At 49.4% G+C, this 18,100-nt stretch carries 19 protein-coding genes; 9 read left to right on the forward strand and 10 right to left on the reverse strand.

Annotated elements, in window-relative coordinates; genetic code table 11:
* Positions 1-62 precede the first annotated feature (62 nt).
* The gene (locus ACAW87_RS17695) at positions 63-947 is read left to right on the forward strand and encodes a DMT family transporter (RefSeq protein ID WP_370724970.1); all 885 of its coding nucleotides are present in this window, start codon (positions 63-65) and stop codon (positions 945-947) included.
* Positions 948-1,056: 109 nt separating this feature from the next.
* Positions 1,057-3,906 carry a beta-galactosidase gene (locus ACAW87_RS17700; protein ID WP_370724971.1) on the forward strand — a complete coding sequence of 950 codons (2,850 nt, stop codon included), beginning with the start codon at positions 1,057-1,059 and terminating at the stop codon, positions 3,904-3,906.
* 23 nt (positions 3,907-3,929) lie between these two features.
* Here ACAW87_RS17700 and ACAW87_RS17705 read toward each other — a convergent pair whose 3' ends face one another.
* Complete coding sequence (locus ACAW87_RS17705; protein ID WP_370724972.1) at positions 3,930-4,673, reverse strand: OmpA family protein; 744 nt, start codon at positions 4,671-4,673, stop codon at positions 3,930-3,932.
* 243 nt (positions 4,674-4,916) lie between these two features.
* Between ACAW87_RS17705 and ACAW87_RS17710 the strand changes: the two genes are divergently transcribed.
* Complete coding sequence (locus ACAW87_RS17710; RefSeq protein ID WP_370724973.1) at positions 4,917-6,032, forward strand: hypothetical protein; 1,116 nt, start codon at positions 4,917-4,919, stop codon at positions 6,030-6,032.
* 100 nt (positions 6,033-6,132) lie between these two features.
* On the opposite strand, the gene ACAW87_RS17715 is transcribed toward ACAW87_RS17710, so the two are convergent.
* Positions 6,133-7,161: a glycoside hydrolase family 130 protein gene (locus tag ACAW87_RS17715; RefSeq protein WP_370724974.1), complete on the reverse strand. Its 1,029-nt coding sequence runs from the start codon at positions 7,159-7,161 to the stop codon at positions 6,133-6,135.
* Between the two features lie 96 nt (positions 7,162-7,257).
* Between ACAW87_RS17715 and ACAW87_RS17720 the strand changes: the two genes are divergently transcribed.
* Positions 7,258-7,485: an adhesin gene (locus ACAW87_RS17720; RefSeq protein WP_370724975.1), complete on the forward strand. Its 228-nt coding sequence runs from the start codon at positions 7,258-7,260 to the stop codon at positions 7,483-7,485.
* 282 nt (positions 7,486-7,767) lie between these two features.
* Here ACAW87_RS17720 and ACAW87_RS17725 read toward each other — a convergent pair whose 3' ends face one another.
* Together ACAW87_RS17725 and ACAW87_RS17730 are read right to left on the reverse strand one after the other, a co-directional pair.
* Positions 7,768-8,409, reverse strand: coding sequence for a LysE family translocator (locus tag ACAW87_RS17725; RefSeq protein ID WP_370724976.1), 642 nt, complete (start codon positions 8,407-8,409; stop codon positions 7,768-7,770).
* A 64-nt stretch (positions 8,410-8,473) separates the two neighbouring features.
* On the reverse strand, positions 8,474-9,022 hold the full coding sequence (locus tag ACAW87_RS17730; protein ID WP_370724977.1) for an NUDIX domain-containing protein: 549 nt from the start codon (positions 9,020-9,022) through the stop codon (positions 8,474-8,476).
* Between the two features lie 51 nt (positions 9,023-9,073).
* Between ACAW87_RS17730 and ACAW87_RS17735 the strand changes: the two genes are divergently transcribed.
* Both ACAW87_RS17735 and ACAW87_RS17740 read left to right on the forward strand, forming a co-directional pair.
* Positions 9,074-10,084, forward strand: a complete 1,011-nt coding sequence (locus ACAW87_RS17735) for a cation diffusion facilitator family transporter (protein ID WP_370724978.1) — start codon at positions 9,074-9,076, stop codon at positions 10,082-10,084.
* Between the two features lie 333 nt (positions 10,085-10,417).
* The gene (locus tag ACAW87_RS17740; protein WP_370724979.1) at positions 10,418-11,329 is read left to right on the forward strand and encodes a TIM barrel protein; all 912 of its coding nucleotides are present in this window, start codon (positions 10,418-10,420) and stop codon (positions 11,327-11,329) included.
* A gap of 91 nt (positions 11,330-11,420) precedes the next feature.
* Here the strand turns inward: ACAW87_RS17740 and ACAW87_RS17745 are convergent, their stop codons facing one another.
* From ACAW87_RS17745 to ACAW87_RS17770, 6 genes are all read right to left on the reverse strand, one after another.
* Entirely contained in the window at positions 11,421-11,843 is a 423-nt protein-coding gene (locus tag ACAW87_RS17745) for a BrxA/BrxB family bacilliredoxin (protein ID WP_370724980.1), read from the reverse strand.
* 155 nt (positions 11,844-11,998) lie between these two features.
* Positions 11,999-12,310 carry a DUF59 domain-containing protein gene (locus ACAW87_RS17750; protein WP_370725134.1) on the reverse strand — a complete coding sequence of 104 codons (312 nt, stop codon included), beginning with the start codon at positions 12,308-12,310 and terminating at the stop codon, positions 11,999-12,001.
* A gap of 20 nt (positions 12,311-12,330) precedes the next feature.
* Positions 12,331-12,747 (reverse strand): SufE family protein, encoded by a 417-nt coding sequence (locus ACAW87_RS17755; RefSeq protein ID WP_370724981.1) that lies wholly within the window; start codon positions 12,745-12,747, stop codon positions 12,331-12,333.
* Between the two features lie 155 nt (positions 12,748-12,902).
* Entirely contained in the window at positions 12,903-13,040 is a 138-nt protein-coding gene (locus tag ACAW87_RS17760) for a hypothetical protein (RefSeq protein ID WP_370724982.1), read from the reverse strand.
* A gap of 2 nt (positions 13,041-13,042) precedes the next feature.
* Complete coding sequence (locus ACAW87_RS17765; protein WP_370724983.1) at positions 13,043-13,258, reverse strand: hypothetical protein; 216 nt, start codon at positions 13,256-13,258, stop codon at positions 13,043-13,045.
* A 20-nt stretch (positions 13,259-13,278) separates the two neighbouring features.
* Positions 13,279-14,517 carry a SufS family cysteine desulfurase gene (locus tag ACAW87_RS17770; protein ID WP_370724984.1) on the reverse strand — a complete coding sequence of 413 codons (1,239 nt, stop codon included), beginning with the start codon at positions 14,515-14,517 and terminating at the stop codon, positions 13,279-13,281.
* A gap of 283 nt (positions 14,518-14,800) precedes the next feature.
* Here ACAW87_RS17770 and ACAW87_RS17775 point away from each other — a divergent pair, with 283 nt between their 5' ends.
* The 3 genes from ACAW87_RS17775 (at position 14,801) to ACAW87_RS17785 (ending at position 18,100) form a co-directional block, all read left to right on the forward strand.
* A complete protein-coding gene (locus ACAW87_RS17775) occupies positions 14,801-15,358 on the forward strand; it encodes a hypothetical protein (RefSeq protein WP_370724985.1) in 558 nt (185 codons plus the stop codon).
* Positions 15,359-15,862: 504 nt separating this feature from the next.
* Positions 15,863-16,591 (forward strand): acetylxylan esterase, encoded by a 729-nt coding sequence (locus ACAW87_RS17780; protein ID WP_370724986.1) that lies wholly within the window; start codon positions 15,863-15,865, stop codon positions 16,589-16,591.
* A gap of 54 nt (positions 16,592-16,645) precedes the next feature.
* Positions 16,646-18,100, forward strand: a complete 1,455-nt coding sequence (locus ACAW87_RS17785; protein ID WP_370724987.1) for a family 43 glycosylhydrolase — start codon at positions 16,646-16,648, stop codon at positions 18,098-18,100.

Consider the following 18,100-nt stretch of genomic DNA (forward strand, 5'->3'; position numbering starts at 1 on the left):
GCCGGTACGGTCTCTACACACGCGTAAGCAATACGCTTTCTATATTCCGTTAATCACTACCCGTGCCTCAATCCCGTTCAAGCCTGCTTATTCCCGGTCTTCTTTTTGCCATGTTGTGGGCGTCGGCGTCGGTGGCTACCAAGTTTGGCGTTCAGTCGGCGGCACCGCTCGTGCTGGCTACGGTCCGCTTTCTGATTGCGGGAAGTGGTATGTTGCTGGTTGCCTACGTACTTCAGAAAGGTAATCCGATGCCAGTAGGTGTGGAATGGAAACGGCTGACGATTTTTGCGGCGCTGAACACAACCATTTATCTGGGGCTTTTTGTGCTGGCTCTTAAGCAGGTGTCGGCAGGCATTGGTAGCTTGTCCACGGCGACCAATCCGCTGTTTATCAGCCTGATGTCGGCCGTTTTTCTACGAAGACCACTTCAATGGCGGGAAGGAGCCGGGTTGTTGTTGGGTTTGCTGGGCGTATGCGTGGCGGCCTATCCGTTACTGGGACAAGCCTACGCTACCGTTGAAGGTCTACTAATTTTGCTGGCCAGTATGCTGTCTATTTCGGCGGCAACTGTCTACTACGCCCGCTATACCTGGCGGTTACCTAACCTGGTCATCAATGGCTGGCAGGTGCTGATCGGAGGAATTCTTATTTTGCCCGTAACTCTGCTCACCACCGATATCAGCGCGTCAACCTTCGACGGGCGGTTTTGGGCATCAGTGGGTTGGCTTATCGGGCCGGTATCGGTAGTGGCGTTGCAACTGTGGTTTCGGCTGGTTCGGGCCGATGCCGTGAAAGCGTCGTTGTGGTTATTCCTTTGCCCTATTTTTGGGTTCATTTACTCGTCGGTACTACTGGGCGAACCCATCACAGGCTATACCGTGGCGGGCACTGTATTGGTCGTTGGCGGGCTCGGACTGGGTCGCAAAACAGGGGAAGCTACAAAATAAGTTGTGCACACGATGAAGCAGGTACGTTCGTTCTGAACATACTGAATCAACCGGGTACGTGCCTGATTGAGGCACCGAAACGGCTTTATCACTGATCAATTATTTCTTCATGAATCGATTTTACCGCGTCGTTCTGACGGTACTATTGGGCGCTTTAACTCTTTGCGTATCAGCGCAGGACAAGCAGCGTTACCTGGCCATTTCACTCAACAATAACTACATCGGAAATGGTGATGATGGTATTGAGTCGATCAATCAGCTAAAAGCACTTGGGGGTAACACCGTTCTAGTGACCGTATTATGGAGTACGGTCAATAATTGGCGGAAAAACGACCCTAACCCCTGGCTGCAATACGATAATCAGATTGCAGCCGCGCGCCGAAATGGAATGAAAGTCGCTATCCGTATCTGGATCGACAATCAGCGCCCCGATGTGCCTTCCGACCCGAATAACAACATGGAAGATGGGTTTAATGGCTGGGCTGCGGGCGACCGAATGCAGGGGTACAACATCTTTGGCCAAAATCTACGCGTTTATCAGCAGTTCGATGGCCTCTATCTGAATCAGGGGACGTTTCGGGTATTTACCAGTTTTGCTGCCCCAGCCACCGTTGAAAAGGGAACCACTTTTGCGGCACGGGTAGCCGAACGGTATCGCTATTTGCTGGATACCAATGAGTTATTGTTTATATGCATGGGTAACATTGGTGGCGAGTTTAGCTATCCGCTTGTTACGACCAAAGGGCTGGAAGGCGATTTTATCCGGTTATACGATTATTCCGAACCCATGGTGAAAGGCTATCGTAACTGGCTCAAATCAAAATATGGTGGGGTATTGAGCCGGTTGAAAGAGGCCTGGAAAGGAGAGGCGCAAAACGTTAGCAGTTTTGATCAGATACAGCCTAAAACACCTAACGGTCAGTTTAAAGGCGCTTTTGAAGGCGAGTCGGGGCTCGACTGGTACCGGTATCGGCATGGCGTTATGAAAACGTTTATGTATGAGGTAACTGCGGCCATCAAAGCAACTGACAACCGCTTCCCGGTCATTCACGAATACGGTTCGGTCTATGATAAGCTATCGGTGCAGCGGGGAACGTTTAGTTTTAAAGACACCGGCGAAAGCCTGGATGGTATAAAAATCAATGACGGACAGTATTCAGACTACCGCTTTTCAACGGACATTGCCCGCTCCAATTCGCCGGGTAAGTTGATCGTCAACGAAGTAGAAGGGAACATAAACCGGCAGAATAACCCGGTTGCGCGTGACGAAATGATCCGGCAGTTTATTGACTGTTACGAACACGGCACTCAGGTTATTACCACGTTCAATTTCGATCTCAGTTTTGAGCATGATCGGAGCGTTATCCGAGAAATAGCGGCCCGATACATCGCCAATACTGCCCCTGTTATTCGTAGTCCCAAGTCAGATGCTTCCTATACTATTTCGGGTATACTGAACGCCGAGGGCTGTAACGCCAATCGCAGTTCATTTGCGCTCGATTGTCAGGCTTACAAAGACTGGCGGACAGCTTATGATTTAAGTGGCGGTCAGCCGGTCAATTTTCTGGCTAAGGATGATATTCTATCGCCCAACTCAACCGAAGTGTTTCGGTATAACCGGGTGTTGGTTATCGGCAATGCCATGACCGAAAAAGCCCCCGACAACGCCATTGGCTGGACGGGTGGGCCGTGGGGCATGGCGGCCACGTCGCGCGAAAAAGATTACGTGAGCCTGCTGACGGATAAACTGGTAGAACAAAACCCCGATGTATCGGTGCAGCGCCTGGTGCTGAACGACTGGGAGCGGAGCTATGTCAATCAAACATTCCCGTACAAAACCGCAATCACAGACAGGGTTGCCGCGTTATGGGCGGGTGAAAAACCAGATCTGGTCATTGTTTCACTGGGAGAAAATATCAGTCAGGCGGCTTTTGATCCGGGTACGTTGCGGGCCGAACTAATCAAACTGGTTGTCGCCACGGGTTTTGCAGGGGGGACAGTTGTGCTACGTAACTCGTTCCTGAACGGTCAGAACCAGTCGAACCAGGCCATTCGAAATTTGGCTGAAGAAACAGGCTGGCGTTTTGTGAACCTCAACTGCATCCGGGCCGAACCTCTTCTGAACGCGTCGACCGACTGGCCCGCCGCTGACTCGCTCGTCAAAAGATACCCCGGCGATGCGGGCATGACTACCATTGCCAATCTCTACTGCAACCAGATTCCGGGCCTGAACTGCTCGGGCGAACAAGTGCAGCTACCGGTAGTAACCCGGGTGAGGGTTCATTTCGGCGTTGATTCGTGCAGCACCTGTAGCGACCGCTGCCGGAGCGGCTTTATTCAGGGCTCGCAGGATAGCCTTTCCTGGACAACCCTGGCCATTCTCCGTCAGCCGGCCAAAGCCTGGAATGAGTACGTGGTCAATGCTGATCAACCATGGCGGTATGTGCGCTACGTGGCGGCTAAAGATTGCCGGGGTGAGTTGACCGAACTGGAGTTTTACGCCGGCAACCGTAAGCTGAAAGGAATTGCGTTTGGGAGTGGAGCCAGTCAGCCCACTACCGGCTATCAGGCGGCGTTGGATGGGCAGTTGACCACCACTTGGAAAGGCGCTACCCCCGGCCCACAAAACACAGTAGGATTAGATTTTGGCGTACCCACGTTTGCCCCTGAGCTCATTGAGTGGTGCCCTGATGAGGTGCCGGGAACCGTGCAATTGGAACTAGCTCCCAACCCCGCCGACGATTACATTACGTACCTGTATCACATGCCTACGGCCGATGCTGTTACCATTGAGGTGTTCAATGTGGCGGGGCGGTTACTGGAGCGGAAGCAACTGGCTGGGAGTGAAACTAACCAGCAGTATCGTATCTATACGGGCAACTGGCCGCAGGGTGTGTATGTGGCTCGCATAAAAGCAGGTACGTTCGCTACCTCAAAACGGTTTCTGATTGTCAGATAAGCCAGTGGTTGCCCTATAGTGCCTCAGGGCTTAATTACCAGCATCTCTACACGCCGGTTAAACTGGCGGCTTTTCTCGTAATTATTGGTCGCCACCGGCCGGGTGCCGCCGTAGCCCCTGGTCATGATGCGGCTGGCGTCGATGCCTTTATTCACCAGAAATGTCTTTACCGCTTCGGCCCGCCGCCTCGACAGGCTGACGTTCTGATCGAAATCGCCCTGATTGTCAGTGTGCCCGGCCAATTCGATGCGGATGGTCGGGTTTTGGGTGAGGAATGTAAACACGCGGTCGAGGTCAACGGTGGCTTCAGGGACCATGTCGGCGGTGCTTTGTACAAACTGGATCGCGCGCAGGTCAACGGGTTTATCGGTAATGGTCAGGGGCGGTTTAGCAGTACTGGCTGGTGCTGGCCGGGGTGTTGAAGCTGCTTTACCTGTGGTTGCTACGCTGGGGACCTTATCGGGAAGGGTTCTGTTCAGTAAGATCGTTTTGCCAAAAAGGCGCACGGCCCTACTGTCGGTAAACGCTATACGTTCTTCACTGGCAATAAATCCATCAGCTTTGGCTACAATCCGGTATGACTCTTTCGCACTCAGGGTCAGTTTAAAACTACCGTCAGACGATGCCGATTTGGCCTGTGTGGCCACACCCGTTTGAGTAATAGCCTGGATAGTGGCTCCAACCACAGGCTGTCGGGTAGCAGCGTCAAGCACAAGTCCTTCCAGCGAAGCTTTGTCGCTCTGGCTAAAACCGGACAGGGTTGTCACAAAAAGACCCCACACGAGGACTGTTTTACTGAATATAGTCATACTTCTTAAGCAACGGAAAATCGCCGTTAAAAGTACGCCATGGCCACAGATATACCACAGAACAGGGTCTCTGAAAACAGTACATGATCAGCTCTTAAATTGTCTAAAAATAATTTATAACTAGCTGATATACAGATTGATGATTGGTGTTTTTGGGGACTTGAAAAGGAACCCCGCACCGGGCTGTTTTGTTTCTATTGTATGAGAGAAACAACCAATGTGTCGATGGCTTCTATGCCTCTGCAGGTGGCCAGTAAACCCGCTTCGGCGGTAGATGAAACCCTTCGGAGTACCGCTCAGTGGGACACTACCCAACGGGATGCCGACCTGCGTAAATCGATTCCGGCGCAGGTGTTTTTGAATCACTTTTTCGCCATGGACTACCACATCCAGCATCATAATGATCTGTTCGATGTCGCCAAGTTTCCCATCTTTCAGCAGTTTGGGGGTTTGGGAGCGGCAGATCGTCAGGTGGCCCTGGAGAAGTTACTGCTCAATAGCTGGAGTGCCGAATATGCCCTCCGTATCACGCCCGTTCTGAACGACCGCTCGGCCGATTCGGAACAGTATTTGCAAAACTCACTGCACTGGACGTTCCCGCAGGCTTATTACAGTGTACTGTTTAGTGCGCGGGCGTTTCTGGCGGTGCAGAACATCAATGTCAGTAACGAAGAGTTGATTCGGAAGCGGATTGGCAATATGGTCGTGCGTGGCTATTATCCGTCTTCTGTAGGGTACTATGCGTTGGGTCCATTCAACAGCTACCGAATTCAGCGGTTGCCGATGGCAAAACGCATGGCCGAAGCCAGTCGGTCAGATCTGACATTACCGTCGCGCCACACATCGGCTCAGATCGACGTGGCTCAATTTCTGAAAACCACCCGCGATCAGCGCATCAAGGCGTTGCGTAATGCCGTTCAGAACAATCCAAAAACGGCCCTTCGATCGTCGCGCACCGGTGCAGTTTTGCAGAAGTTTGGGCCTGAACAATACAAACAGTTGGCGCGTCAGATTGGCTATACCACTTATTTCGATATGCTTAGCCGTTTGCGCATTTCATCGGCCAATGGGAGCGGGGCACCGCGTGAGATCGAACGCTTTGTTGACTCGGAAGTTGATGTACGGCTCTTTCATCAGAGTCTGGTCAACATTGTAACACACGTAAATTCGTTGCACGAGGCCTACGTGGCCAAAGCCCTGGGTATTGAGGCGTACCGCAAACTGGTTGCCAAATTACCAACGTACCTGCAGGAGGGCTTTGTCCGTGAACGGCTCAACACCGTCATCGAACCCATACTGGCCGATGCTGTCAAATAAAACGTCATCTGCCTTCGGCGTCATTAATTGTCATTCGTTGCCCTTGCGAAAAATGACAATTAATGACGCGAAGCATAATGACTATTAAATGACGCGAAGACTAATGACGCTTCAATACCGCCATGCCTACGCCTGAGTCGGCGGCTCCGTAGTAGACCCACCATTCGCCGGGGCCGTTAGCTACCCATCCGTTGCTGAATACTACGTTGGGGAAGAACCCTTCTCGTTCCCAGCTTAATTCGGGCGTGAGCAGCGGCGCGTCTGATCGGTCAAGAAGCCGGCCGGGGTCATTTATATCCAGCAGGGCCAGGGCCAGGGCGTATTCATGTTGCTGGCCCGCGCCGTGATACAGCAACAGCCAGCCATCGTCGGTGCGGATCGGTTCGGGCCCCGCGCCAATCTTCAGGTTTTCCCAATTCGCTTCAGTAGGACCGAACACGTACCGGTGATTGCCCCAGTGTACACCATCAGGTGATTCGCTGATCCAGACCGAAGGTTTGCCAATCTCCGACACCATGGGCCGGTGCAACATCATCAGGTTTCCGTTGATACGTTCAGGAAACAGACAGGCATCTTTGTTGGGCGGCGGTAACACCATGCCCACCCGCTCAACGTGTACAAAATCGGTTGTTTTAGCCAGACCAACGCCGGGGCCGTTTGCCGATACGGCGGTGTACGTGATCCAGTACGTATCATCAATCCGGGTAATGCGGGCGTCTTCAATACCAAACGCTTCATCGGGCCGGGCTGGAAACAAAAACGGTTGTTTGTCAATGGTGAAATGTATGCCATCCTTACTGCGGGCCAGCCTGAGGTGACTCAACGATGTCAGGTACGTTTGTCCGTCGATGGTCAGCAGCCGGGCATCATACGGTTCGTCAGGCTCTCGGAACGACGTCACGGTTAGTGTCGATTCGCCATGTTCAGTAGTTACAGTAGGTACATGCAGCCAGCCCCGTTCGCGTTTGGGGGCTTCGGCCACCCGGAGGAGAAGAATGATTTCATTACCAAACCGGCAGGCGGCGGGGTTGAATGCTCCCAACACGTCGAAATCTTGACCGTAAGGAACAACGTCGCCGGTTGTCAGAATAGGTTTATCACTGAAGCGTTGAAGTGTGTAGTTTTTCATAGGTAAGAGAGTCCGTTGGCTCGATTCATAGTATCTTAACTAACCAACCACGAGCCGTAGGGTTATGAGGTTCGGAAACCTATTCAACACACAACAATGATCGACAATGATGACCTGCTCGATGATGAGCAAGATGATGATCTGTTAATGGAAGCTACAGAGGGAGCTGAATTCGGCGACGAAGGCTCTGGCGCAACAAGTGGCTACGGCGACACAACGGAAGACGACCTTAGCTTAAGCGACGATGAAGAAGTGGAGGATCCGCTTGAGATAGACCCTGATGACGAGCTTCAGGGTGACGACATCGATGATGATGACTTATAGTTAACCAGCAAAACGATGCCAGAAGACGTAGAAAAGCCGGACCAGATAGATTCTCCCAACGAATCGACCGCTCCGGACAGCGAAACACAATCCTCGGTTGCTTCGGCACAAGGGGAGCGCAACAATCCCGCTATCAACGAAGAAAAAACCGGAAGCCGGGAGAACGAACCGGCAGAAGGAGGTAGGTAGAAGATAGTTTAAAGTTTAAAGTTCAATGTCTAACGTTGCTCTGTTAACCTACGAAGCGACTGTAGACATTGAACTTCAGACTTTAAACTCAATTCACCACTTCCCCAGCCACGCGCTCATTGGTTCATATAGCTTTACCCAGGCCAGGCGGGCGGCTACGACGATGAAGACAATGCCCGTGATTCGGTTGAACGCGAGAGCTACGCCGGGCGTGAAAAAGCGCTTTAGCTTATGGGCAAAAATGGCCAGTGATGACTCGGCTACAGCAACACCCAACAGGGCGAAGCACATGAAAACGACCTGCTGCGTAGTGTCGTAACGCAGTGAATGGCGCATATAAGCCGCAATGGTCACCCACGACACAAAATTGATCGGGTTCAAAGCATTCAGCAAAAAGCCGGTGGTGAAGTAATAGGCGTAGTTGCCGAACTTAGTCTTGGGATAGGCAATTCGGGGCGTGCCTTTAATGATGTTGAACAGGCCTAATACCACCAGAAATACCACGCCCACTGCCGCCAGTATAGGTTCCAGCTCTTCAGAATGCGGAATGATCGACGTACCTAACAATGCGAACGTGATGTAAATGGCATCGCCCAATACAACACCCAGCGTGATAGTTAATCCCGCTTTATAGCCATTATCGACACTGTTTTGAATAAGGGCAAAGAACACGGTTCCGAACGTCAGGCACAGGGCCACGCCCGTCAGGAAACCATAAAGAATGGGTAACAGCATGAAGGAAATGTTGGTCAATGGCAGTAATTGTCTACTGCTTACTGTCAATAACCAATAAATGTTTTTAGATGCCGCGTTGCCGGGCTAGTAGTAACAAACCTGCCATGCTGATTGAATCCGTAATTCGGCCATCCATCACCATCTGAACTGCTTCTGTCAGCGGGAGTTTCAGAAGTTGGAGATCTTCGGTTTCTTCCGGATCATGTGGGCCGGGAGTCAGGTCTTCGGCTAAATAAATAAATCCTTCTTCGTCAGTGGCTGAGTTCGAGGTGTGGATGCGGGCAAGTTTGGTCCATCGGGCGGCCACGAAGCCGGTTTCTTCCTGCAATTCGCGTTTGGCAGATGTCAGTATGTCGGTATCTACGGGGGCGCCACCTTCGGGAATTTCCCAGGTATACTCGTTTAGGGCATACCGGTATTGACCAACCAGGTACGTATTGCCATCAGAATCGATCGGAATAACGCCCACTGCTTTGTTTTTGAAACTAACTACGCCGTATATACCCGGTGTTCCAGCGGGAGTAATTACGTTTTCGTGCCTGACTGTAAGCCAGTTATTTTCGTATTTTACCGCTGAATCAAGGGTTTTCCAGGGGTTTTGCGTCGTATCCATGCGGCGAAAATACGAACGATTTGTCCGGTTCGCCGTATCTTTATAGACTCTATGAAGCTATTACAACATGCCAAAACCCGCTGGATGGCCCTGTCGCTGGTGGTTGGTATCGTACTGCTGGTACTAAAGTTTACAGCCTTTTTCCTGACAAACTCCACTGCTATCCTCACCGATGCGCTGGAATCGATCGTGAACGTAATTGCCAGTGCGTTTGCGCTTTATAGTCTATACATCGCTGGTCTACCACGGGACCAGAACCACCCCTATGGTCATGGCAAAGTAGAGTACCTTTCCTCTGGTTTCGAAGGTGCTCTGATTCTGTCGGCGGGTCTGGTTATTATTTATGAAGCGGTCGTCAGCTTCTTCGAGCCAACCACTCTCAGCGAACTTGGCTGGGGAATGGCCCTGATTGCCTTCACTACCGCCGCCAACGCGCTTTTGGGGTACACCCTGACCAAACAGGGCAAACAAACCGATTCGCTGGCCCTGGTGGCCGACGGGAAGCACTTACTTGTCGACAGTGTGAGCAGTGTGGTGGTTATTATCGGCGTTGGTCTGGTGTGGCTCACCGGTTGGGTATGGCTCGACCGGGTGTTGGCCCTGGCTTTAGCGCTGTTTATCATCTATAATGGCTGGTCGTTGGTACGCCTCTCAGTAGGGCGGTTGCTCGACGAAACCGACTTCCAGACCATCGATCGCGTGGTAACGGTACTGGCTGAAAACCGGCAGCGCAACTGGATAGACGTGCATAACCTGCGCGTTCAGAAATACGGCGCTGATCTGCATATCGACTGCCACCTTACCTTACCCTACTATTGGGATTTGCTCAATACGCACGACGAAGTACACCGTTTCGAGAAAACCCTACAGGAAGGCTTTTCAAGCGAAGTAGAAATTTTCGTACATGCTGACCCCTGCTTGCAGGAGTGCTGCCATTACTGCCGGGTGGCCAATTGCCCCGTTCGCGGACACGCTTTCGTCAACGACGTTGTCTGGACCGCTGATAATCTGCCACTCAATCAAAAGCATTTTGTGCCGGTAGAGCAAGGAGTTAAGAATTAACAGCTGAGAGTCAAGAAGCAAGAGCTAAGAGTCAAGAAGCAAGAGTTGCTCTGCTTAGGCACTAGTTGACGGATTAAGCAAAGCAGCTCTTGCTTCTTGACTCTTAATTCTTAACTCTTAATTGAAATAACTTGACATATTCGCCGAAAAAATTGTACCTTTCGAGTGTATCATTTCACTGATGCTACCGGGTTGGTTCACCAATAGAATGATATTCAGGTTGTATTCTGAACTGGAAAGACGGGTTGCCCTACAGCCCGCCTTTTTTTATGCCGTAGATTCAAGGTGAATAAGCCTTATCTGCCAACAAACCAACATAACATATTAGCCATTATGACCACTCTGAATCGCCGGTCGTTCCTGCAAACTGCTGGAGCGCTTGCTACTACTGCCCTACTTCCAGCCTGGGCCGAAGCCGCCCCTCAAAAATTGCCTTTCACTATTTCGCTGGCCGAATGGTCGCTGCATAAAGCCTTATTCGCTAAGAAGATTACTAATCTCGACTTTCCGGGTATCGCTAAAAAAGAGTTCGGTATCAGCACGGTCGAATACGTGAACCAGTTTTTCAAGGACAAGGCGCAGGACAAAGTGTATCTAGATGAACTGCTGATGCGCTGCAAAGACAATGGTGTTACCAATCACCTGATTATGATCGATGGCGAAGGCCCGTTGGCTGATCTGGATGCTACAAAACGCAACCAAACGATTGAGAATCACAAAAGATGGATCGAATGTGCCAAGTACCTCGGTTGCAAAACTATCCGGGTAAATGCACAGGGGACCGGAGCGCCCGAAGAAGTGGCCAAAGCGGCAGTAGAAGGCCTCAGCAAACTGGGTGAAGTGGGAAAAGCATCCGGCATCAACGTGATTGTTGAAAATCACGGCGGCATCACCTCAAACGGGGCCTGGCTGGCGGGCGTGATTAAGCAGGTAGGAATGAAAAACGTAGGTACGTTGCCTGATTTTGGCAACTTCTGCATGAAGCGCAGCGCCACGGGTTGCGACGATTCGTATGATCGCTATCAAGGCACTCAGGAACTGATACCCTACGCCAAAGGACTATCGGCCAAAACGTATGATTTCGATGAGCAGGGTAACTGCATCGAAACTGATTATGTGAAAATTATGAAGATCGTGAAGGACAGCAAGTTCAAAGGCATCATCGGTATCGAATATGAAGGCAGTAAACTAGACGAATATGCCGGCATCCGCAAAACAAAGGAACTGCTGGAAAGAGTAGGATAACAGTTATCAGTAAACAATGAACAGTTATCAGCGCTGCCGAGGAACGTACCTAAGCAGCGCTGATAACTGTTCATTGTTTACTGATAACTGATTACGCTTTCTCGCAGAATTCTTCCAGTGCCATTTCAAGGTGCTGGGCAATCATTTGGGCCGAACGGCCTTCAATGTGGTGCCGCTCGATGAAATGAACCAGATCGCCATCCTTGAAAATGCCAATTGCTGGCGACGATGGGGGATAGGGTAGCAGATACTCGCGCATCTTCGCCGTGGCGTCGAGGTCGGCACCGGCAAATACCGTCACCATATTGTCTGGCTTCAGGTCAGCTTTAGCCAGCGCCATTTTCACTCCTGGACGGGCTGCACCGGCAGCGCATCCACATACCGAGTTCACAACAACGAGTGTTGTTCCCTCTGCAGCCATGGCGGCATCAACATCGGCGGCAGTTGTCAATTCCTGGAAACCTACGCTAGTGAGGTCTTCCCGCATGGGGGCAACTAAATGAGGAGGATACATAACTTGTTTAGTCTTGACTTTTAGTCTTGAAAGTCGTTTTTGAAAATAGTGCTAAGTCTTGACAGTCGTTCTTTTTGGTAGTTAACCGCTGCAGTCACAAAAGCGACTTTCCAGACTTGGTACTACCTTTTGAACGACTTTCCAGACTCAAAAGATTACATGAAACCGAGTTCTAATTTGGCTACTTCCGACATCATCTCGGAGCTGTAGGGCGGGTCGAAGGTGAGTTCAACGCTTACGTCATTCACGCCAGGTACGTCGCGGACCTTCTGCTCAATTTCGCTCGGTATCTCACCGGCCGATGGGCACGAAGGAGACGTCAACGTCATGAGAACATATACATTGTTGACTGGAAAGATCTTAATATCGTAGATCAGGCCAAGTTCGTATACATCTACCGGAATTTCGGGATCGTAGACGCTTTTAAGAGCTAGTACAACCTGCTCTTTCAATTCAGTTTCTGACATAATTGTCGCATTCATTGATATCAGGCGTTTGCCATAGCAAACGATTTCATGCGTTGAATCATTGACGCCATACCACCAGCCCGCCGCGAAGTAACCAGGTTGCTGAGGCCAATACGGTCAATGAAGTAAAGATTAGCGTTGGCTACCTCATCTGCTTTCTCATCCGATAAAACCCGAATCAGTAAACTGACCAGGCCCCGGCTGATTTGAGCGGTTGGTTCGGCATCAGCTTCAAAATGCACCACATCGCCATTTAGTTCGCTATTCAGCCACACCTTCGATTGGCAACCCGGAATCAGATTCTCAGGTACGTGCAACGAATCGGGAAGGGGCGGCAGTTTTTTGCCAAGGTCAATAATGTACTGTGTTTTATCTAACTGATCGTCAAAGAGGTCAAACTCTTCGATAATCTCGTCTTGTTTCTCGTTAATCGTCATACTCAAATTTTGCCGAGTGGACGTCCCATCGGACGGATTGCCAGAATCCGAGGAATCAAATCCTGTATATTGTATAAAAGCCGATATCGCCCAACGAATAATTCTCTAACTTCTGTCATCTGATAGTCAGGTATTATTCGACCTATTTCTGGAAATTAAGCGATGTAGGTCAACTTTTTCGCTAACTCTTCTGACCAGTTGTCGGCTAGTTTAGGAGACAGATCGAAAAGGTAACTGTAAATCTCTCTAACTTCTTCTCGGGCAGAGTCTTTCCACGCAATGTCGTTAGTCATGTTTATTTCTTCAGATCAGTCATTTTTTGGCGTCTTAACTCCTGAAGTTCTTGCATAACAACTGAGTTGGGTAGTTCTTTTTGCTCGTGTAGGCGTTCTTCGATAAGCTTGATGAACAGTAGTCGTTCAAGTAAATCTTCAAACGACACTTTTTCAGGTAATTCCTTAAAACTGTCAAGAACCTGATTTCGGTCTAGCAATATAGTGTCAACTAGCATAATCAAGGTAGTTTAGCGGCTTACGCCATCATGGTTTTTACGCGGTGTAGGCCTTTTACGAGCCGGTCGATTTCGTCGGTTGTGTTGTAAACTGAAAACGAAGCCCGCGTGGTTCCGGCAATACCGAGGCGACGCATCAGGGGTTGCGTACAGTGATGCCCGGTCCGAACGGCAATGCCCTGCTGATCCAGAATAACACCGGTATCTTCGTGGTGAATTCCATCGAGCACAAACGAGATTACGCTGATTTTATCTTTGGCATTGCCTACAATGCGCAGACCATCAATGCTTTGTAGGGCATCAGTAGCGTAGGCGAGTAATTCATGTTCGTAGGCGGCAATGTGTTCTTTACCCAGCGTGTCTACGTAATCGATAGCGTTTTTAACCGCAATCACATCGGCGATGTTGGGCGTACCCGCTTCGAACTTATACGGAATATCGTTGTAGGTCGTCTTCTCAAAGGTCACTTCCTTAATCATCTCGCCGCCGCCCCGGAAAGGAGGCATCGCTTCCAGGATAGCCCGTTTTCCGTATAGCACACCCATGCCGGTTGGGCCAAACAGTTTGTGGGCCGAGAATACGTAGAAGTCACAATCGAGCGCCTGTACGTCGATGTCTATATGCGATACAGCCTGCGCCCCGTCGATCAGCACCACCGCGCCAACATTATGCGCTTTGTCGATGATTGTTTTGATGGGATTGATCGTACCCAGCGCGTTGGATACATGAACGACCGATACCAGTTTAGTGCGTTCGGTGAGCAGCTTTTCATACTCATCCATCAGCAATTCGCCGTCGTCATTGATAGGAATCACCTTTAGCGTACAGCCGCGTGCTTCGCACAGCATCTGCCAGGGTACGATATTAGAGTGGTGCTCCAGCGTGGAAATAATGATCTCATCGCCCGGCCCCAGGTACGTTTGCCCGTAGGTTTTGGCCACTAGGTTAATCCCATCGGTGGTGCCGTAGGTGAAGATGACCTCTTCGGCCTCGCGGGCATTGATAAACGATTGAACTGCCCGGCGAGTGGCCTCGAAATTGGCCGTAGCCCGTTCGGCCAGTGTATGAATACCCCGGTGAATATTGGCGTTGTCGTGCTCGTAGTAATGAGTAAGCGCGTCGAGCACGGTACGGGGCTTCTGCGTAGTGGCGGCGTTGTCGAAATAAACGAGCGGCCGACCGTTAACGAGTTGGTCGAGTACCGGGAAATCGGCCCGGATCTGCTGAATGTCGAGCGGTGTCTGCGTAATGGCTTGCATACCTATAGAACACCGGAACAGCCCCAAAAAGTTGACCCTGGAATAGGAATATGGCTACCGCTAATGAGATACCTAGCCTTTTAAAGCGATCTTTTGTATACTTAGGTCAATAAAGGTAAACGTACCTGGCGTGTACACGGGCTGCAATACCATCTAGCTTATCCAGAGGCTACTGCTCTATCATGAAGAAGGTTTAAATCTCATAGAGATTATTGAACCTGATGAGCCTTTGGTATTCCTGCATTGCTACCGTTTCAACGTTATAAAAATTGTAAAATAGATAATGAAAAAACTGGTATATACTGTTATCGCCCTGTTTTCGCTTTTCGTCCTCTTTTTTCTAGGTTGTGAACGGTGGAATGAATTTGATTTTGCAACTAAGATTATCGATGTTCAGGACACGATTACGGTAGGTAAGCCATTCAAGTTTAGGCTTGTTTTACGTAATGATACATTAGAAGAAATGAAACTCGCCATAGACGATTCTGTTCAAAAGTCAGTTTCTTTTAGTCCTCAGTTCGTGTGTAATGATGAGTTTATGTATTCCAAGCCAAGAACAGCAAAAAACGATAAAAAGAAAGTTCATAATCATCAAAAATACTATTTAAAGAAAGGTGATTCATTGGTTTATCAACTCAGTGGACAGATTACGAAGGTTGATAATACATTGCAAATGAAAATTTATGGCTACGATAGAGTGTGGAAAATAAAGGGAATGGATTGTGATAGTTTAACCGTATATTTTGCAGGAAAGTGGATTCCGCGCAGCTATAGGTTCCTTGATGCATTGGATGGATATGGTTTCATAAAAAAAGTTACGATTAAATCAAGTGACAAGTGAGGCGTGTTTAATATGTTAATTGTACGATAGTCGATATTTAATCAGGATACATTTTTTCTGAATGTAGCATCCTATTTATTAGTAGTAGAAAATAGTTGTAATGATGCCATTCATCTAATGGCGAACGTACATTTATGGAATCATCGTGTTTATTCATCGATTAGATACTGTTTTGTAAAAACTAAACTGCCTGCGCAATAGTGAAAAGGTATGTTACAATTTGCCCGATGCTTCAATGCCAAGGTCTGGACAGCAACCGTTTCGCTGGCGTTAATTTGTGTTGTTAATGCCTTCTCTACTGAGGAAAATTCGGACAAACCTACTTATAAAGTTGAAAGGTATAATTGCTATACTTTTTGGTATATATATGGCAGTTAAAACGTAATTATTCGTAAGTATTTGCGCAGGTGGTTATACTTTGCTGTTTGTGATTGAGTTCAACAACGTAGCTGGATTAAAGTGCTGAGTTACCGAGCCAAATCGTAAACCCTATAAAAAACCACTATGAATCGTAAAATACCAGTGCTGGCATCAGGCTTTTTGATGTTGGCAGAATTGGCATTGCAAAGTTGCTCACCTACATCAAAAGGTTCTGTTAAAAGCACTGCCAAAAGCGATACTACACGAAGTATTGCCCCCTACTTCACGTCGGCCACAACCGCAAAAAAAACACCGGATGCTGAAGGCTTCATTCAGCGTTGGTCGTTGTTAGAACCCATTAGCAAGCCGAATCGGAGCAACACTGTTTTCACGGATAGCTATCTCAGAACAGCCTTTGCGGCCGAGTATTTTCCAAACCAATTTACTGTTCTTCCTAAAGATGGTGAGAAGGTAAAAGCAGGTGAGCAGGAACTGACGTGGCATGCACTGGAAAGTAAAAATTTCAACGTCAAACTGTTTCGCTTTGCCTACGGGCTAAACAAACCGACGTACGGCGTTTTATTTTGGGCAGTAACGGTAGTCAACAGTCCGCAGGAAATGAAAAATGTACGAATGGCTGTCGGGTCCAATGCATCATCAATGTGGTGGCTGAACGGCAAGGAAACGCTATTACTTGCTGGAGATAGACGAATGGTGATGGATGATTGTGTCTCGCCACGCCTAACACTTAACAAAGGAAAAAATATAGTCCGGGGAGCCATTATCAATGGCCCTGGAATGAGTGATTTCTGTGTTCGCTTTCTCGACGAAAAAGGAGCGCCGGTGAAAGACCTCACTATCACCTACGAATGAAATTAAGTAGTCATCCTGTTTTAAGCGTTCAATCGTACAGAAATTGACAGTATTATGAAATTGACGAGTATACTAATGGGCGCAATCGCCCTATTATCCGTGTGGTCAACCGGAACCGCGCTGGCACAAGTCGGGAAACCATTTATACATGATCCATCAACGATTGCAGAATGTGAAGGGAAATATTACACGTTCGGCACGAGGGGAGGTGGATTAATTTCCGAAGATGGCTGGACATGGAATAGCGGTGCAGAACGACCCGGTGGGGGAGCCGCGCCGGATGTACTAAAAATTGGCGATCGTTACCTGGTTGTCTATGGCGCAACAGGCGGCGGTTTGGGAGGTGGCCATAACGGACGAATACTGACCATGTGGAACAAAACACTGGACCCTAAGTCGCCCGATTTTAAGTATTCAGAAGCCATCGTGGTTGCCTCGTCTGACGGTGTTGAAGACAATGACGCCATCGATCCGGGTCTGCTTCTCGATCCAACCGATGGTCGTTTGTGGGTATCATACGGTACCTATTTTGGGTTTATCCGCCTCGTAGAACTTGACCCCAAAACAGGGAAACGGGTGGAAGGAAACAAGGCAATCGATATCGCCATTGACTGTGAAGCCACCGACCTGATGTATCGGGATGGCTGGTACTACCTGCTCGGCACACACGGAACCTGCTGTGATGGCGCTAACTCGACCTATAATATCGTGGTTGGTCGCTCCAAGAAAGTAACGGGCCCATACCTCGATAACATGGGAAGAGACATGTTGAAAGGGGGCGGTAAAATGGTCCTTGCTGCTGGCGGACGAGTTAATGGACCCGGCCATTTTGGCCGTTACGTGGTTGCTGATGGCGTCGAAAAAATGTCCTGCCATTACGAGGCCGATCTGGACCAAAGCGGACGTAGTGTATTGGGCATTCGTCCGTTACTGTGGAAAAACGGATGGCCTGTTGGCGGCGATAACTTCAAAGAGGGGACGTATGAGATCGAGTCTGAACGCCGAGGGTATGCCCTGGAACTGGTCGTTGATTTTGTAAGAATGCCCGTTGCTCCGCGAGGGGCTAATCGAAACCCTCCTGATGAACCAATAAAACCTGTACCATCGCAGGAATTAGGAGATGTACTTAAAACATGGCCAACCGGACCAATTGGTGTGCGGATAGGTGACTACATGTTTCGCCCTCATCAAAAATGGACGATTACGGCTGTTCCTGGCGCAGGAGGCTATTTAGGCGCTCCTTACTATAAAATAGTGATCGCCGGAACAGACCGGGCGTTGGTAGCCACAGCCGAAGCCGAAGTAACAACGGTGCCAACGTTTACCGGTGCACCGGAACAACTATGGCGAATCGATCAACTGACGGATGGGACTTACCGAATAATGCCGAAGGTCGTTCCCAACTCAAAAGAGAACCTGGTGTTGGTATCTTCCGGCGACAGTACACCAACACTGGCACCGTTTGATATGACGAGCGATAATTCTAAGTGGAATTTCAAGGCTCACTAA

The organism is Fibrella aquatica (genome assembly GCF_041321135.1).
Lineage (GTDB): Bacteria > Bacteroidota > Bacteroidia > Cytophagales > Spirosomataceae > Fibrella > Fibrella aquatica.

What these genes read in the sequence shown, in the direction of transcription:
- ACAW87_RS17700 (WP_370724971.1), top strand. Translation starts at nt 1,057, where the DNA reads ATGAATCGATTTTACCGCGTCGTTCTGACGGTACTATTGGGCGCTTTA.
- ACAW87_RS17710 (WP_370724973.1), top strand. Translation starts at nt 4,917, where the DNA reads ATGAGAGAAACAACCAATGTGTCGATGGCTTCTATGCCTCTGCAGGTG.
- ACAW87_RS17715 (WP_370724974.1), bottom strand. Translation starts at nt 7,161, where the DNA reads ATGAAAAACTACACACTTCAACGCTTCAGTGATAAACCTATTCTGACA.
- ACAW87_RS17720 (WP_370724975.1), top strand. Translation starts at nt 7,258, where the DNA reads ATGATCGACAATGATGACCTGCTCGATGATGAGCAAGATGATGATCTG.
- ACAW87_RS17725 (WP_370724976.1), bottom strand. Translation starts at nt 8,409, where the DNA reads ATGCTGTTACCCATTCTTTATGGTTTCCTGACGGGCGTGGCCCTGTGC.
- ACAW87_RS17730 (WP_370724977.1), bottom strand. Translation starts at nt 9,022, where the DNA reads ATGGATACGACGCAAAACCCCTGGAAAACCCTTGATTCAGCGGTAAAA.
- ACAW87_RS17735 (WP_370724978.1), top strand. Translation starts at nt 9,074, where the DNA reads ATGAAGCTATTACAACATGCCAAAACCCGCTGGATGGCCCTGTCGCTG.
- ACAW87_RS17740 (WP_370724979.1), top strand. Translation starts at nt 10,418, where the DNA reads ATGACCACTCTGAATCGCCGGTCGTTCCTGCAAACTGCTGGAGCGCTT.
- ACAW87_RS17745 (WP_370724980.1), bottom strand. Translation starts at nt 11,843, where the DNA reads ATGTATCCTCCTCATTTAGTTGCCCCCATGCGGGAAGACCTCACTAGC.
- ACAW87_RS17750 (WP_370725134.1), bottom strand. Translation starts at nt 12,310, where the DNA reads ATGTCAGAAACTGAATTGAAAGAGCAGGTTGTACTAGCTCTTAAAAGC.
- ACAW87_RS17755 (WP_370724981.1), bottom strand. Translation starts at nt 12,747, where the DNA reads ATGACGATTAACGAGAAACAAGACGAGATTATCGAAGAGTTTGACCTC.
- ACAW87_RS17760 (WP_370724982.1), bottom strand. Translation starts at nt 13,040, where the DNA reads ATGACTAACGACATTGCGTGGAAAGACTCTGCCCGAGAAGAAGTTAGA.
- ACAW87_RS17765 (WP_370724983.1), bottom strand. Translation starts at nt 13,258, where the DNA reads ATGCTAGTTGACACTATATTGCTAGACCGAAATCAGGTTCTTGACAGT.
- ACAW87_RS17770 (WP_370724984.1), bottom strand. Translation starts at nt 14,517, where the DNA reads ATGCAAGCCATTACGCAGACACCGCTCGACATTCAGCAGATCCGGGCC.
- ACAW87_RS17775 (WP_370724985.1), top strand. Translation starts at nt 14,801, where the DNA reads ATGAAAAAACTGGTATATACTGTTATCGCCCTGTTTTCGCTTTTCGTC.
- ACAW87_RS17780 (WP_370724986.1), top strand. Translation starts at nt 15,863, where the DNA reads ATGAATCGTAAAATACCAGTGCTGGCATCAGGCTTTTTGATGTTGGCA.
- ACAW87_RS17785 (WP_370724987.1), top strand. Translation starts at nt 16,646, where the DNA reads ATGAAATTGACGAGTATACTAATGGGCGCAATCGCCCTATTATCCGTG.